A 15,647-nucleotide genomic window follows, 5' to 3' on the forward strand; every position below is an offset into this window, starting at 1 on the left:
CCGGGGCTCAGTGGGACGAGCCCGGTTTCTTTTGGTCGACGCCCGGACCCGAGCGGCGGCGCGCCACCGGCTTGCCGGTGCGCGCGGGCGCGGTGGCCTGGTTCGCCGCACGTGCGGGAACCGGCGTCTTGGCTTTCGCCCTGGCCGGCTGGACGATTTCGTCGACGGGGGAATCGTCGCCGCGCTGCATCGCGAGGTAGTTCGCGGTTGCGGCTGCCGTGTCGCCGCCGTCCGGACGCCACACCTGGCCGATCGCGAGCGACTGCAGCTTCTTCTTGCCGCCGTACCAGAGGTTCACGAGACCGCGCGAGAAGAACACGGCCGAGAACATCGACGTCATGATGCCGATACAGTGCACGACCGCGAAGCCGCGCACCGGCCCGGAGCCGAATGCGAGCAGCGCGAGACCGGCGATCAGCGTGGTCACGTTCGAGTCGAGAATCGTCGCCCAGGCGTGCGAGAAGCCGTTCTGGATCGCGAGTTGCGGCGGCGCGCCGTTGCGCAGTTCCTCGCGGATCCGCTCGTTGATCAGCACGTTCGCGTCGATCGCCATACCGAGCGCGAGCGCGATAGCCGCAATGCCCGGCAGCGTGAGCGTGGCCTGCAGCATCGACAGGATCGCGACGAGCAACAGCAGGTTCACCGACAGCGAGAGCATCGAGATCAGGCCGAACAGCATGTAGTACGCGATCATGAAGACGGCGATCGCGGCGAAACCGTACACGACCGAATCGAAGCCCTTGCGGATATTGTCCGCGCCGAGGCTCGGACCGATCGTGCGTTCCTCGATGATGTCCATCGGCGCCGCGAGCGAGCCCGCACGCAGGAGCAGCGCGAGATCGGTGGCGGCTTGCGGCGTCGGCTGGCCGGTGATCTGAAAGCGGTCGCCGAGTTCCGACTGGATGGTCGCGACCGTCAGCACTTCGCCCTTGCCCTTTTCGAACAGCACCATCGCCATCGGCTTGCCGATGTTGTCGCGCGAGACGCTGCTGACCGCGCGCCCGCCCGCCGCATCGAGACGAATGCTTACCGACGGACGCTGATGTTCGTCGAAACTCGCCGAGGCGTCGATGATGCGGTCGCCGGTGAAGATCACCTGCTTGCGCAACAGAACCGGCGTCGAATTGCCTTGCGTGAAGAGTTCGTCGCCCGGCGGCACCGGGTCGTTCGGATTCGGATGCGTGTTGGTCGGATCGGCGAGGCGCGCTTCGAGTGTGGCTGTGCGGCCGATGATGTCCTTTGCCTTCGCCGTGTCCTGCACACCCGGCAATTCGACGACGATGCGGTCGTTGCCCTGCTGCTGGATCACCGGTTCCGCGACGCCCAGTTCGTTCACGCGGTTATGCAGCGTGGTGATGTTCTGCTTGAGCGCGCCGTCTTCGACGAGCTTCTGCGCCGCCGGCGTGAACGTGCCGACCACCTGATAGCCGTCGCCGCCCTGACGCGTCGCCCATTGCAGTTCGCTCACGCCGATCGTGAGCACGCCGCGCGCGTTGTCCGCAACAGCCTGATCGGAGAAATTGACGACGACCGATTGCCCCGTGCGATTCACGCCGCCATCGCGGATGTTCTTGTCGCGCAGGAGGGCGCGGGCGTCGGCGGCGTCGGAGTCGAGCTTCTTGTTTAGCGCGCCGGCCATGTCCACTTGCAGGAGGAAGTGGACGCCGCCGCGCAAGTCGAGGCCGAGGTACATCGGCAGCGCGTGCAGCGCGGTGAGCCAGCGCGGCGACGCGGCCTGCAGGTTCAGGGCGACGATGTAGACGGGGTCGGTCGGATCGCCGTTGAGCGATTTCTGCAAGAGGTCTTTCACGCGTAATTGCGTGTCGGTGTCCTTCAGGCGCACGCGGATATTCGCGTTGGTCGACGTGTTGTCGAACGTCACTTCGTCCGGCTTCACCTGATTGGCGGCGAGCGTGCTCTCGACCTTATCGAGTGTGGACGAATCGAGCTTGACCGTTGCCTTGCCGCTCGACACCTGCACCGCCGGCGCTTCGCCGAAAAAATTGGGCAGCGTGTACACGAGGCCGATGACGAGCGCCACCAGCATCACGACATATTTCCAAAGGGGGTAACGATTCATGGGGATGGCCGAACGGGAAAGTTGGCTTGGAGGAGCGGGGGGCGTCCGGCGGTTGAGCGCGACGAGCCGTCTGACTGTGCTGACGGCGGCTCGGGAGGGGCGAGGCCGCGCCGGACGCGAAAGAAACTGGCCTTACAGCGACTTGATCGTGCCCTTCGGGAGAATCGTCGTGACGGATGCCTTTTGCACGGTGATCTCGGTGCCTTCGGCGATTTCGACGCCGACATACGCATCCGTCACCTTCGTCACCTTGCCGACGATGCCGCCGTTCGTCACCACTTCGTCGCCCTTGGCCATGGCGGCGAGCATGTTGCGATGTTCTTTCTGACGCTTCATTTGCGGGCGAATCATGATGAAGTACAGCACCGCGAACATGAGGATCAGCGGCAGAAACTGCATGACGCTGGATTCGATGCCACCCGTTGTTGTGCCCTGTGCAAAGGCATTGGAAATAAACGACACGTTGGTCTCTCCGTATTGACGACTGATTCAGAAAATTAGCCCAATATTCTACACCGGGCCAGGCCCCGACAGCGCCGGAAGCGCTTTGCGATCAAGCTGTTAACGCCTTTTCGCGAATGGTTCCAGCGTTGCGGTGCCGGCTGATTGTAATGCGTTTGTAGGTTTCGCTAGTCGATGCCGCGCGCCCGGTTCTCGTGAAACTGCTTCCGAAACGTGTCGAACGTGTGATTTTCGATCGATTCGCGCACTTCGCTCATCAATTGCAGGTAGTAGTGCAGGTTGTGAATCGTGTTCAGCTGCGCGCCGAGAATCTCGCCGACGCGGTGCAAATGATGCAGGTAGCCGCGCGTGAAATTGGCGCAGGTGTAGCAGCCGCAGGTTTCGTCGAGCGGCTTGAGCGCACTCTTGTGCGTGGCGTTGCGGATTTTCACGTCGCCGAAGCGGGTGAACAGCCAGCCGTTGCGGGCGTTGCGGGTCGGCATCACGCAGTCGAACATGTCGACGCCCGCCGCCACGCCAGCCACGAGGTCTTCCGGCGTGCCGACGCCCATCAGGTAGTGCGGCTTGTCGGCGGGGAGCTTCGGGCCGATGTGGTTCAGCACGCGCATCATGTCGTCCTTTGGCTCACCGACCGACAAACCGCCGATCGCAAGGCCGTGGAAGCCGATGTCCGCCAGGCCCGCGAGCGATTCGTCGCGCAAATCCTCGAACATGCCGCCCTGCACAATGCCGAAAAGCGCGTTCGGATTACCAAGGCGCGAGAATTCGTCGACGGAGCGTTTCGCCCAGCGCATCGACATGCGCATTGAATCGGCGGCGTCCTTGTGCGACGTCGGCACACCGTTGGTCGCGTAAGGCGTGCATTCGTCGAACTGCATGACGATGTCGGAGTTCAGCACTTTCTGGATCTGCATTGAGATTTCGGGCGACAGGAACAGCTTGTCGCCGTTGATCGGTGACGCGAACGTGACGCCATCTTCGGTGATCTTGCGAAGATCGCCCAGCGAAAAGACCTGAAAGCCGCCGGAATCGGTGAGGATCGGGCGCTTCCAGTTCATGAATTGATGCAGGCCGCCGTGCGCGCCGATCGTCTCCAGACCGGGACGCAGCCACAGGTGAAACGTATTGCCGAGGATGATCTGCGCCTTGATTTCCTCGAGTTCGCGGGGCTGGATCGCCTTGACGGTGCCGTACGTGCCGACCGGCATGAAGATCGGCGTTTCGACCACGCCGTGATTCAGCGTGAGCCGTCCGCGTCGCGCCTGGCCGTCGGTCGTGAGAAGGTCGAACTTGAGGCCGTTCGCGGGCGGATTATGACCATCGGTCATTGAGTGTGCTCCTGTGCCACCGGAAAACAGTCCGGCGCAAATGGGTGAGAAAAGGTCAGCGCGCCTGCCGCGTGAGCAGCATCGCGTCGCCGTAGCTGAAGAAGCGGTAGCGCTGTTCAATCGCGTGGCGATACGCCTCGCGGATCGTCTCCATGCCCGCGAAGGCGGACACGAGCATCAGAAGCGTCGATTTGGGCAGGTGGAAGTTCGTCACCAGCCGGTCCACGACGCGGAATTCATAACCCGGCGTGATGAAGATGTCGGTTTCGGCGCTGGCTGCGGCGAGCGGCCGGCCGGCGTTGGCGGCGTCGCGGGCGGCGGCTTCGAGCGCGCGCATCGACGTGGTGCCGACCGCGATCACCCGTTTTCCCCGCGCTTTCGTCGCGGCAATCCTGTCGACGAGCGCTTGCGGCAGCGCGTACCACTCGCTGTGCATCTTGTGCTCGTCGATCTTCTCGACGCGCACCGGCTGGAACGTGCCCGCGCCGACGTGCAGCGTGAGCGTCGCGCGTTCGACACCGCGCGCGTCGAGCTTCGCGAAGAGCGCGTCGTCGAAATGCAGGCCCGCCGTCGGCGCCGCGACCGCGCCCGGATTGGCCGCGTACACCGTCTGGTAGCGCGTTTCGTCGTAGGCGTCGGGATCGTGCTCGATGTACGGCGGCAGCGGCAGGCGGCCGTACTGCTCGATCAGCGTGAGGCAATCGGCGGGAAAGTGCAGCGTGTAGAACGGCTCGACGCGCTCGCCGACCGTCACGTCGAACGCGTCCGCGAGTTTCAGGACGGTGCCAGGCCCCGGGCTTTTGCTCGCGCGGATTTGCGCGAGCGCGGTCGTCGGGCCGGTGAGGCGCTCGACGAGCACCTCGATGCGCCCGCCGCTGGCCTTCTGGCCGAGAAAGCGCGCCTTCAGGACTTTGGTATCGTTGAAGACGAGCAGGTCGCCCGCGTCGATCAGGTTCGGCAATTCGGCGAACTGGCGATCGGTGAGCGTGTCGGGCGTCGTGCGGGTGTCGACCTCGAGCAGGCGGCTCGCGCTGCGCTCGGTGAGCGCCGTTTGCGCGATCAGCTCGGGCGGCAGATTAAAATCGAAATCGGAAAGCGTGAACATGGGTGAACATTGGAAGCGGGGATCGATGCCCGGTGGGTCGGGCGTCGCAGCCGGCGCCCGGTGCGCCGAATAGCCGACAAATTAGCCCGATATTGTACTTGCGAAGAGATTAGATGCCCTTGTCCGACCGCCGCCTGGCCTTGAGTCCCGATGCTCCCGACGCTTCCGGCGCGGCGGACGACGCTGTCACGCCCGCATCGAAGCCCCGCAGGCGGACGAAAACCGGCGGCGTCGAACCGGCACAACCCTCGAAAAAGCCCGCCGCGCTGCCGAAAGCCGCCGACAAACTCGCGAAACTCGGCCTGAAATCCGACATCGATCTCGTGCTGCACCTGCCGATGCGCTACGAGGACGAAACCACGCTCACGCCCATCAGCGAGCTGATTCCCGGCGACAACGCGCAGACCGAAGGCATCGTGTTCGAGAACGAGATCGCGTACCGGCCGCGCCGCCAGTTGCTCGTGAAAATCCGTGACGACGCCGGCGACGAACTCACGCTGCGATTCCTCAATTTCTACGGCTCGCAGGTCAAGCAGATGGCCGTTGGCGTCCGGCTGCGCGTGCGCGGCGACGTGCGCGGCGGCTTTTTTGGGCTGGAGATGGTGCATCCGGCGCTGCGTCCCGTCGATGACGACACGCCGTTGCCGCAAGCGTTGACGCCGGTTTATCCGAGCACGGCGGGCGTGTCGCAGGCGTATTTGCGCAAGGCGATCGATAACGCAGTCGGGCGCGTTTCGCTGCCGGAACTGTTGCCGGAGAAGATCGCGCGGACGTATTTGCAGCCGCTGAACCTGCCGGGCCTGCTCGATGCCGTGAAGACGCTCCACCACCCACGCGCCAATCCCGACGAAACCGCGCTCGTCGACGGCACGCATCCGGCGTGGACGCGCATCAAGTTCGAGGAACTGCTCGCGCAGCAGTTGTCGCTCAAGCGCGCGCACGAGGAGCGCCGCACGCGCGCCGCGCCGGTCATGCCGCGCCGCTCTCTGCATGAACCGGAATCGCTCGTCGCGCGGTTTTTGGGAGCGCTGCCGTTTCGGTTGACGGGCGCGCAGGAGCGCGTCTGCGCGGAAATCGCAGCCGAACTGACGCTGCCGCATCCGATGCAGCGCCTCTTGCAGGGCGATGTCGGCAGCGGCAAGACGATCGTCGCGGCGCTCGCGGCGGCGCAGGCCATCGACGCCGGCTATCAGGCCGCGCTCATGGCGCCGACCGAAATCCTCGCCGAGCAGCACGCCCGCAAGCTGCGCGGCTGGCTGGAACCGCTCGGCGTGACGGTCGCGTGGCTCGCGGGCAGCCTCAAAACGAAGGAGAAGCGCGCCGCGCTGGAAGCGGCGGCATCGGGCGGCGCGCAGCTCGTGATCGGCACGCACGCGATCATCCAGGACGCGGTGGAATTCGCGCGGCTCGGGCTCGTGATCGTCGACGAACAGCATCGCTTCGGTGTCGCGCAACGGCTCGCGCTGCGGGCGAAGGCGCACAACGCCGCCGACGGCGCGCGCGATTTCCAGCCGCACCAGTTAATGATGTCCGCGACGCCGATCCCGCGCACGCTCGCGATGACCTACTACGCCGACCTCGACGTCTCCACCATCGATGAACTGCCGCCCGGCCGCACGCCGATCCTGACGAAGCTCGTCTCCGACGCCCGCCGCGAGGAGGTGATCGGCCGCGTGCGCGAAGCGGCGCTGACCGGGCGGCAGGTGTACTGGGTCTGTCCGCTAATCGAGGAGAGCGAGACGCTGCAACTTCAGACGGCGGTCGAAACCTACGAAACGCTTGCCACCACGCTGCCGGAACTGCGCGTCGGCTTGGTTCACGGGCGGCTTGCGCCGGCGGAAAAAGCCGCCGTCATGGACGCTTTCACGCGCAACGAAGTGCAACTGCTCGTCGCGACGACGGTGATCGAAGTCGGCGTGGACGTGCCGAATGCGTCGCTGATGGTGATCGAGCACGCTGAGCGCTTTGGGCTCGCGCAGTTGCACCAGTTGCGCGGGCGCGTCGGGCGGGGGAGCGCGGCGTCGGTGTGCGTGCTGATGTACGCGGGGCCGCTCTCGCAAACAGCGCGCGCGCGCCTGCAAACGATGCGCGAAACCACCGACGGCTTCGAAATCGCGCGGCGCGATCTCGAAATCCGTGGCCCGGGCGAGTTTCTGGGCGCGCGCCAGTCGGGCGAGGCGATGCTGCGCTTCGCGAGTCTCGAAAACGATGCTTGGCTGATCGAGCCCGCGCGCGCGGCCGCCGATCACATGCTCAGGGAATTTCCGGACGCCGTGACGCGTCATCTGTTGCGCTGGCTCGGCGCGCGCGAGCAATACCTGAAGGCCTAAGGGTTTTGAACTTGGGACGCGCGCCTCGGTCCCTAATTCAGCGACGCGGCGCGCGCGGGCATTCAGTTGGCGAATCTCCGTCGCGGGTGTATAAGTCGAACCTATCGAATTCACGTCTTTCATTGGCCCCAATGACGCTTACTGAACTGAAGTACATCGTCGCGGTGGCGCGCGAACGGCACTTTGGCCGCGCTGCCGAGGCCTGTTTCGTGAGCCAGCCGACGCTGTCGGTTGCAATCAAGAAGCTCGAAGATGAGCTCAATGTCCAGATTTTCGAGCGCGGCACGAGCGAAGTCAGCGTCACGCCGATCGGCGAGCAGATCGTCACGCAGGCGCAGCGCGTGCTCGAACAGACGCTCGCCATCAAGGAAATCGCCAAGCAGGGCAAGGACCCACTGATCGGGCCGCTGCGCCTCGGTGTGATCTACACGATCGGGCCCTATCTGCTGCCGACGCTCGTCAAGCAGATGATCAAGGCCGTCCCGCAGATGCCGTTGATGCTGCAGGAAAATTACACGCTCAAACTGATCGAACTGCTGAAGCAGGGCGAAATCGACGTCGCGATCATGGCGCTGCCATTTCCCGAAACGGGACTGATGGTGCGCGCGCTGTACGACGAGCCGTTCGTCGTCGCGATGCCGTCGGGGCATGCGTGGGAAAACCGCAGCAAGATCGATCCCGAGGATCTCAAGCTGGAAACGATGCTGTTGCTCGGCAGCGGGCATTGTTTCCGCGATCACGTGCTCGGCGTGTGTCCCGAGTTGATGCGCTTTTCGCAGAACGCGGACGGCATCCAGAAGACGTTCGAGGGATCGTCGCTGGAAACGATCCGGCATATGGTCGCGAGCGGCGTCGGGATTACGGTGCTGCCGCGCATGTCGGTGCATGAAGTGAAGCCGCACGCTGGCGGCATCGATGCGGGCCTGCTCAGCTACGTGCCATTCGACGAACCGGTGCCCGATCGCCGTGTCGTGCTGGCGTGGCGCAAGAGCTTCACGCGGATGCCCGCGATCGACGCCATCTCCGACGCCATCGCCGCGTGCGATCTGCCGGGCGTAAACAAGCTCGACATGCCCGTCGCTGTTAACTAAAGCAGTACGCCGCGTCCGGCTCCGGGCGCGGTTCTTCGTCCCTTCCTTTTTCTTTTCGGTCCATCTACGCCGATTCTCCCGCTATCGAATAGATAAGAATTATCGAATTAGAATTGCGAATAGGTTTTGTTAAGCTTGGTTCCGGGACAAAACCGGAGAGACCTTATGACGCACATCGCCCGTATCGCTGCTCGATCTCTGTGCGAGACGCGCTGCGTCTTCGCCAGCGTGCTGGCGGATTTCGCCGGCGTTTGCTGAAGCGCCTCTCCGTTCCGATTCCTTCGATAAAAACCTGGAGCCCACGATGACCACACGTACTCTCACCACGGCCGCCGGCGCACCCGTCGGCGACAATCAGAACTCACAAACCGCCGGCTCGCGCGGCCCCGTCACGCTGCAGGACTTCTGGCTGATCGAAAAGCTCGCGCACTTCGATCGCGAAGTGATTCCCGAGCGCCGCGTTCACGCGAAGGGCTCGGGCGCGTTCGGCACGCTGAAGGTCACGCACGACATCTCGCGCTATACGAAAGCGAAGGTCTTCGCGCAGGTCGGCAAGGAAACGCCGCTCTTCATGCGCTTCTCGACGGTCGCGGGCGAGCGCGGCGCCGCCGACGCCGAGCGCGACGTGCGCGGCTTCTCGATCAAGTTTTACACCGAGGAAGGCAACTGGGACGTGGTCGGCAACAACACGCCGATCTTCTTCATCCGCGATCCGCTCAAGTTCCCCGACTTCATCCACACGCAAAAGCGCGATCCGTACACGAACCTGCGCAGCAACGTCGCGGCATGGGATTTCTGGTCGCGTCATCCGGAGTCGTTGCATCAGGTGACGATTCTGATGAGCGATCGCGGCATTCCGAAGAATTATCGGCAGATGCACGGCTTCGGATCGCACACGTTCTCGTTCATCAACGCGGACAACGAGCGCTTCTACGTAAAGTTCCATTTCAAGTCGCAGCAGCCGCTCGAGAACTACACCGACGAGGAAGCCGTCGCCGTCGTCGCGCGGGATCGCGAGAGCGCGCAACGCGATCTGGTCGGCAACATCGATCGTGGGAATTTTCCGAAGTGGGATTTCCGCATCCAGGTGATGTCCGAAGCCGATGCCGCGACTTATCACCTCAATCCGTTCGACATCACGAAAGTGTGGCCGCACAAGGATTACCCGCTGATCGATGTCGGCACGATCGAACTGAATCGCAACGCGGCGAACTATTTCGCGGATGTCGAGCAGTCGGCGTTTTCGCCGGCCAACGTGGTGCCGGGGATCGGCTTCTCGCCGGACCGGCTGTTGCAGGGGCGGCTGTTTTCCTACGGCGACACGCAGCGCTATCGTCTTGGCATCAATCACCATCAGATTCCGGTGAACGCGCCGCGCGTGCCGGTGAGCCACGCGTTCCATCGCGACGGCGCGATGCGCACCGACGGTAACCACGGTGGCCGCGCGAACTACGAGCCGAACCGTTTCGGCGACTACGCGCAGGATGCGAGCGTCAACGAGCCGCCGCTCGCGGCGGGTGCGGTCGCGCGCTACGACCATCGTGAAGACGGTGATTACTACAGCCAGCCGGGCGCGCTCTTCCGCCTGTTCGACGATGCGCAGCGCCAGCGGTTCTTCGGCAACATCGCGCGGCACATTTATGGCGTGCCGGACGACATCGTCGCGCGTCAGATCGAGCATTTCCGTCGCGCCGATCCGGCTTATGCGGAAGGGGTCGTGAAGGCCTTGGCTGCATTGGGCCAGCAGGTCGAAACGGCAATGGCGTAAGCCAAGGAGAAACACGATGACGACGATCGGACGGGCCATGAACAGCATCGAAACGAAGAGCCGCACGGCGTCGCGCGGCGTGCGCATCGCGATCGCGTTCGGGATGGTCGCGGCGGGTTATGGGGCGATCGTCGCCGAGGCGTTGCGTGCGGGCGGCGTGGGCGTTTTTGCTTGACGCGGGTGCGTCCGAAAGGCGCACCGCGAATGGCCGCGCGGCCTTGCCAGGCAACGAAGCGCGCAACGTTTATACGATAAACTGTCGAACGCTCGAACGGCCGCGTCGGGGCATGTAGCCCGAAAGCGCGGCGCGTTCGCTCCGTTCGTATCACTCTCTCAAGGGGGCATCATGGCGAAGAAAGGCACTGCACCGGCTGTCAACATCGGTATCAGCGACAAGGACCGCAAGAAGATCGCCGACGGTCTTTCGCGACTGCTCGCGGACACCTACACGCTGTATCTGAAGACGCACAATTTTCACTGGAACGTCACGGGGCCGCTGTTCAACACCCTGCACCTGATGTTCGAGACGCAATACAACGAACTGGCGCTGGCCGTCGATTCGATCGCGGAACGCATTCGTGCGCTCGGCGTGCATGCGCCGGGCAGCTATCGCGAGTTCTCGAAGCTGTCGTCGATTCCTGAAGCCGATGGCGTGCCGGCTGCGGAAGAGATGATTCGCCAGTTGGTGGAAGGCCAGGAAGCAGTGGTGCGCACGGCGCGCGAAATCTTCCCGGCGACCGAAGCCGCGAACGACGAACCGACCGCCGATCTGCTCACGCAGCGCATGCAGACGCATGAGAAGACCGCATGGATGCTGCGGGCGATGCTGGCTTAAGCGGTTGTTGCGATGATTGGGAAGCCCCCGTGCTCGAAGGAGTGCGGGGGTTTTTTTGCGCTCGGGGTGAAGCCCGACTGAGTTGCCAGGTTGCGCCTTTCGCTAAAGCAAGGAATGGGAGAAGCAGGAGGAATCATGCCCTCAGCCACTATTACGTCCAAGGGACAGGTGACCATTCGGGTAAGCATTCGGAGCGACCTCGGATTGAGCGCAGGCGACCGAATCGAGTTCGTCATGAACGATGTAACCAGTCATTACGAGGTGATCCCCGCAACCTGTTCGGTACAGTCGTTGAAGGGAATCCTCAAAAAACCTGCGAAGCCAGTGTCTATTGACGACATGAACGCGGCAATCGCCGGGAGCGGTGCGTCTGCACGATGATCGGCCTCGATACGAACGTCCTGGTCCGATATTTCGCGCAGGACGATAAGGTGCAATCGGCGAGGGCGACGGCGCTCATCGAATCACTTTCAGTCGAAACGCCGGGGTATGTGACCCAGGTCGCATTGGTGGAACTAGTCTGGGTCATGACGCGCGCGTATTCCGCCGCGCGCGAAGACGTCGCGACGATCATCGAAGCGCTCCTCCGTGCAAAAGACTTCAGCGTCGAAAACTCGGAGGTCGTGTGGAAGGCGCTCAAGGTGTTCGCATCGACCAAGGCGGCTTCGCTGATTGCCTGATCGAGCGCACGTGTCACGACGCGATATGCAAGTACACCGCGACGTTGGACACGAAGGCAGCGAAGCTCGCCGGCCTGCCGCTGATCAAATACGCCTGAAGAAAGCCGGACGGTCGTGCGACGGGCTTGATGCGCCGCTGCACTAAAATACCCCATCGTCCCCACCGATCCCCGTCCATGCTCGCTCGTCTCCCGCTCTACCTGCGCCTCGTGCGCCTCGACAAGCCCATCGGCAACCTGCTGCTGCTCTGGCCGACGCTCAACGCGCTGTGGATCGCATCGAACGGCCGTCCGTCGCCGATGCTGCTCGCCATCTTCGTGATCGGCACGATCCTGATGCGCTCCGCCGGCTGCGCGATCAACGATTACGCCGACCGCGATTTCGACCGTCACGTGAAGCGCACCGAAAACCGCCCGCTGACCTCGGGCAAGATCCAGGCGTGGGAGGCGGTCGCGCTGGCGGCGGCGCTCTCGCTCATCGCGTTCCTGCTGATCCTGCCGCTCAATACGCTAACGAAGGAACTTTCGGTGTTCGCGCTCTTCGTCGCGGGGACGTATCCGTTCACGAAGCGCTTTTTCGCGATTCCGCAGGCATATCTCGGGATCGCGTTCGGTTTCGGCATCCCGATGGCGTTCGCCGCCGTGCAGGACCACGTGCCGATACTCGCGTGGATCATGCTGGCTGCGAACGTGTTCTGGTCGGTCGCCTACGACACCGAGTACGCGATGGTCGATCGCGACGACGACATCAAGATCGGCATTCGCACGTCGGCGCTGACTTTCGGCCGCTACGACGTGTTCGCCGTGATGCTCTGCTACGCGGTGACGCTCGCGATCTACGTGGGGATCGGGATTGCTTTGGGCTTCGGCTGGTTGTACTGGCTCGGCTGGGCGGCGGCGGCGGGGTGCGCGGTTTATCATTACGCGCTGATTCGTAACCGCGAGCGCATGCCGTGCTTCGCGGCGTTCAAGCACAACAACTGGCTCGGCGGCGCGCTGTTCGCGGGGATCGCGCTGCATTATGCGATGGCGACTTAAGCCTCTCGCAGCCACCTTCGCTTGCTAAAAAGCCGTTCCAGTCTCACGACCGGAACGGCTTTTTCATGCGCGTCGAATCATCAATAACTCACCCCGCCCCCAACTCATCGCCCATCTCCTTCGCCCGCGCATCCGCCGCAAGCGCACCGCGCACGATTGCATCTTTCACACCGGACGCATCGAACGATGCCAGCGCTGCCGCCGTCGTCCCGCCCTTCGACGTCACCCGTTCGCGCAGCACGCGCGCCGGCTCGCCCGACTGCGCCGCGAGCTGCGCCGCCCCCGTAAATGTTGCGACGGCGAGCGCGCGGGCTTGCTCCTCGTCCATGCCGAGCTGGCGCGCGGCTTCCTGCATCGCCTCGATGAAATAGAACACGTACGCCGGGCCGCTGCCCGAAATCGCGGTGACGGCGTCGATCTTCGCTTCGTCGTCGAACCAGACGGCCGCGCCGACCGCCTCCAGCACCTTCGACGCCAGCGCCTTCGCCGCATCGTCGACGCCCGGCAGCGCCGCGAGCCCCGTCACGCCCATGCCGATCAGCGCGGGCGTGTTCGGCATCGTCCGTACGATGCGCGCATAGCCGCCGAGCCAGCGCGACAGGTCGCTCGCGCGGATGCCCGCGGCGATGCTGATGACGAGCTGCGCCGACAGATGCGGCGCCAGCGCCTTCGCGACGTCCTTCAGCACCTGAGGCTTGACCGCGAGCAGGATCGCATCGAAGCCGCCGAGCGTTGCGTCGATCGCCGCGCCCGTCGCGATGCCGAACTGCTCTGCGGTGCGCGCGCGGGCTTCGTCGTTGATATCGATTGCGTACAGGTCCGCCGGCGCCACGCCGCGCTTGATCAGGCCGCCGATGAGCGCTGCGGCCATGTTGCCGCCGCCGATGAATGCAATTTTCATGGTGAGTTTGCAGAGGTCAGAAGAGAAGTGTCACTTCGAATAATCGCGCGCGCCGAAGATTGCCGTGCCGATGCGCACCATCGTCGCGCCTTCGAGCACGGCCGCCTCCAGATCCGCCGACATGCCGATCGACAGCGTATCGAGGTCGAGGCCATCGGCGCGCAGCGTGTCCAGCAGCGCGCGCAGGCGGGCGTGCGGCACGCGCTGCTCGTCGCGCGTGGCGGCGGCTTCGGGGATCGCCATCAGTCCGCGCAGCCGCAAGCCGGGCAGGGCGGCGATCTTGTGCGCGAGCCCGGCGGCTTCGTCCGGCTCGACGCCGCTTTTCGATGCCTCGCCGCTCACGTTCACCTGCAGACACACGTTGAGCGCCGCCGCGCCCTCGGGACGCTGATCGGACAGCCGCTCGGCGATCTTCAGCCGGTCGACGGAATGCACCCAGTCGAAGTGTTCGGCGACGACTTTCGTCTTGTTCGATTGCAGCGGCCCGATGAAATGCCACTCGATCTCGTCGCGCAGCGCGCCGAGTTCCGTGATCTTGGCGACCGCTTCCTGCACGTAGTTTTCGCCGAACGCGCGCTGGCCAGCGTCGAAGGCGGCGCGGACATCGCTGGCGGGGAAGGTCTTCGAGACGGCGAGCAGCTTGACCGACGAGGGACCGCGTGAAGCGGCGGCGGCCGCCTGCGCGATGCGTTGCCTTACTGCGTCGAGATGAATGGCGATATCGGACATGGCGAATGCGGCGCGGTATGCAAACCGTCGATTATACGGACGCCCCCGCGACGCACGCGCTACCCGTAAAGCAAGTGTTCGAGCAGTTGAATCCAGTGCGTAACGGGCGTGGACGTGCCGCTCTGCAAGTGCGCGATGCATCCGACATTCGCCGACACGATCAACTGTGCCTCCAGCTTTTCGAGCTTGTCGAGCTTCTGGTCGCGCAGCTTGTAAGAGAGCTTCGGCTGAAGCACCGAATACGTGCCGGCGGAGCCGCAGCAGAGATGGCTGTCGGCGGGCAGGCGCACTTCGATCCCGAGCGCGGTCAGCAACTGCTCGACTTGTCCGCGAATCTGCTGTCCATGCTGCAGCGTGCACGGCGGATGAAACGCCACCGTATGCACACCGCGGCGGCGCGCGAGCGTCACGAGTTCTTCCTCGTATTGCGGCAGGATTTCGGCGAGGTCGCGCGTGAGATCGACGATGCGCCGCGCCCGCTCCGCGTAAGCCGGATCGTCGCGCAAGAGGTGCGCGTATTCCTTCACCGTCGCGCCGCAGCCGGACGCGTTCATCACGATCGCCTCGACGCCGTCGTCGACGTACGGCCACCACGCGTCGATGTTGTTGCGCACGTCTTCGAGGGCGTCGTCGTTGTAGCCGAGATGCAGGCGGATCGCGCCGCAGCAGCCTGCATCGGGGGCCGTCACGATCTCGATGCCGAGCGCATCGAAGACGCGCGCCGTCGCCGTGTTGACGTTCGGCATCATCGCGGGCTGCACGCAACCCGAGAGCATCAGCATCTTGCGTTCGTGCTTGCGCGTAGGCGCGGCGAGCGGCCTTTCGGCGAGCGGAATCTTCGCGCGCAGTTTCTTCGAGAGCAGCGGCCGGAACTGCTGGCCGATCTTCATCGCGGGCGTGAAAAGCGTGCTGTTCGGCAGGAAGTTCGCGAGCAGTTTGCGCTGGAGACGCTGCCGCAGCGGCCGCTCGACTTTCTCCTCGACCACCTTGCGCCCGATCTCGACGAGCCTTCCGTACTGCACGCCCGACGGACACGTTGTTTCACAACTGCGGCACGTAAGACAGCGGTCCAGATGCAGTTGCGTGCTGCGCGTGACGGGCGCGCCTTCGAGCATCTGCTTCATCAAATAGATGCGCCCGCGCGGGCCGTCGAGTTCGTCGCCGAGGAGCTGATAGGTCGGGCAGGTCGCCGTGCAGAAACCGCAGTGCACGCACTTTCGCAGGATGGCATCGGCTTCGTCGCCTTCGGGCGTACCGCGGATGAAATCGGCGAGATTGGTTTGCATCGCGTGGTTTTTCCG

The 15,647-nt window shown here is 64.1% G+C and carries 14 protein-coding genes and 1 pseudogene; 8 read left to right on the top strand and 7 right to left on the bottom strand.

Features of this window, described 5'->3' with window-relative positions:
* Positions 1-7: 7 nt before the first annotated feature.
* The 4 genes from secD to queA form a co-directional block, all read right to left on the bottom strand.
* Positions 8-2,080 (bottom strand): protein translocase subunit SecD, encoded by a 2,073-nt coding sequence (secD, locus tag AWB67_RS21845; RefSeq protein ID WP_087658313.1) that lies wholly within the window; start codon positions 2,078-2,080, stop codon positions 8-10.
* Positions 2,081-2,212: 132 nt separating this feature from the next.
* Entirely contained in the window at positions 2,213-2,542 is a 330-nt protein-coding gene (gene yajC / locus AWB67_RS21850) for a preprotein translocase subunit YajC (protein WP_087658314.1), read from the bottom strand.
* A 167-nt stretch (positions 2,543-2,709) separates the two neighbouring features.
* On the bottom strand, positions 2,710-3,870 hold the full coding sequence (gene tgt, locus AWB67_RS21855) for a tRNA guanosine(34) transglycosylase Tgt (protein ID WP_087658315.1): 1,161 nt from the start codon (positions 3,868-3,870) through the stop codon (positions 2,710-2,712).
* 55 nt (positions 3,871-3,925) lie between these two features.
* A complete protein-coding gene (gene queA / locus AWB67_RS21860) occupies positions 3,926-4,975 on the bottom strand; it encodes a tRNA preQ1(34) S-adenosylmethionine ribosyltransferase-isomerase QueA (RefSeq protein WP_087658316.1) in 1,050 nt (349 codons plus the stop codon).
* A 113-nt stretch (positions 4,976-5,088) separates the two neighbouring features.
* On the opposite strand from queA, the gene recG reads away from it, so the two are divergent.
* From recG to ubiA, 8 genes and pseudogenes are all read left to right on the top strand, one after another.
* Positions 5,089-7,305 carry an ATP-dependent DNA helicase RecG gene (gene recG, locus AWB67_RS21865; RefSeq protein WP_087658317.1) on the top strand — a complete coding sequence of 739 codons (2,217 nt, stop codon included), beginning with the start codon at positions 5,089-5,091 and terminating at the stop codon, positions 7,303-7,305.
* Between the two features lie 131 nt (positions 7,306-7,436).
* Entirely contained in the window at positions 7,437-8,396 is a 960-nt protein-coding gene (locus AWB67_RS21870; protein WP_087658318.1) for a hydrogen peroxide-inducible genes activator, read from the top strand.
* A gap of 304 nt (positions 8,397-8,700) precedes the next feature.
* Positions 8,701-10,164: a catalase gene (locus AWB67_RS21875; RefSeq protein ID WP_087658319.1), complete on the top strand. Its 1,464-nt coding sequence runs from the start codon at positions 8,701-8,703 to the stop codon at positions 10,162-10,164.
* Between the two features lie 16 nt (positions 10,165-10,180).
* Complete coding sequence (locus tag AWB67_RS40845; RefSeq protein ID WP_159964895.1) at positions 10,181-10,339, top strand: hypothetical protein; 159 nt, start codon at positions 10,181-10,183, stop codon at positions 10,337-10,339.
* 171 nt (positions 10,340-10,510) lie between these two features.
* Positions 10,511-10,999 carry a Dps family protein gene (locus AWB67_RS21880; protein ID WP_087658320.1) on the top strand — a complete coding sequence of 163 codons (489 nt, stop codon included), beginning with the start codon at positions 10,511-10,513 and terminating at the stop codon, positions 10,997-10,999.
* A 135-nt stretch (positions 11,000-11,134) separates the two neighbouring features.
* On the top strand, positions 11,135-11,380 hold the full coding sequence (locus AWB67_RS21885; protein WP_087658321.1) for an AbrB/MazE/SpoVT family DNA-binding domain-containing protein: 246 nt from the start codon (positions 11,135-11,137) through the stop codon (positions 11,378-11,380).
* A pseudogene (locus AWB67_RS21890) lies at positions 11,377-11,777 on the top strand (type II toxin-antitoxin system VapC family toxin). The gene AWB67_RS21885 and the pseudogene AWB67_RS21890 overlap by 4 nt, the downstream one beginning before the upstream one ends.
* A 78-nt stretch (positions 11,778-11,855) precedes the next feature.
* Positions 11,856-12,716 carry a 4-hydroxybenzoate octaprenyltransferase gene (gene ubiA / locus AWB67_RS21895; RefSeq protein ID WP_125477636.1) on the top strand — a complete coding sequence of 287 codons (861 nt, stop codon included), beginning with the start codon at positions 11,856-11,858 and terminating at the stop codon, positions 12,714-12,716.
* Positions 12,717-12,804: 88 nt separating this feature from the next.
* On the opposite strand, the gene proC is transcribed toward ubiA, so the two are convergent.
* From proC to glcF, 3 genes are read right to left on the bottom strand one after another with little or no spacing between them, the layout of a single operon-like run.
* Positions 12,805-13,617 (bottom strand): pyrroline-5-carboxylate reductase, encoded by an 813-nt coding sequence (gene proC / locus AWB67_RS21900; protein ID WP_087658323.1) that lies wholly within the window; start codon positions 13,615-13,617, stop codon positions 12,805-12,807.
* 30 nt (positions 13,618-13,647) lie between these two features.
* Positions 13,648-14,346, bottom strand: a complete 699-nt coding sequence (locus AWB67_RS21905) for a YggS family pyridoxal phosphate-dependent enzyme (RefSeq protein ID WP_087658324.1) — start codon at positions 14,344-14,346, stop codon at positions 13,648-13,650.
* 59 nt (positions 14,347-14,405) lie between these two features.
* Complete coding sequence (gene glcF, locus AWB67_RS21910) at positions 14,406-15,632, bottom strand: glycolate oxidase subunit GlcF (protein WP_087658325.1); 1,227 nt, start codon at positions 15,630-15,632, stop codon at positions 14,406-14,408.
* Positions 15,633-15,647 lie beyond the last annotated feature (15 nt).

This window comes from Caballeronia terrestris, from assembly GCF_001544515.1.
Taxonomy (GTDB): domain Bacteria; phylum Pseudomonadota; class Gammaproteobacteria; order Burkholderiales; family Burkholderiaceae; genus Caballeronia; species Caballeronia terrestris.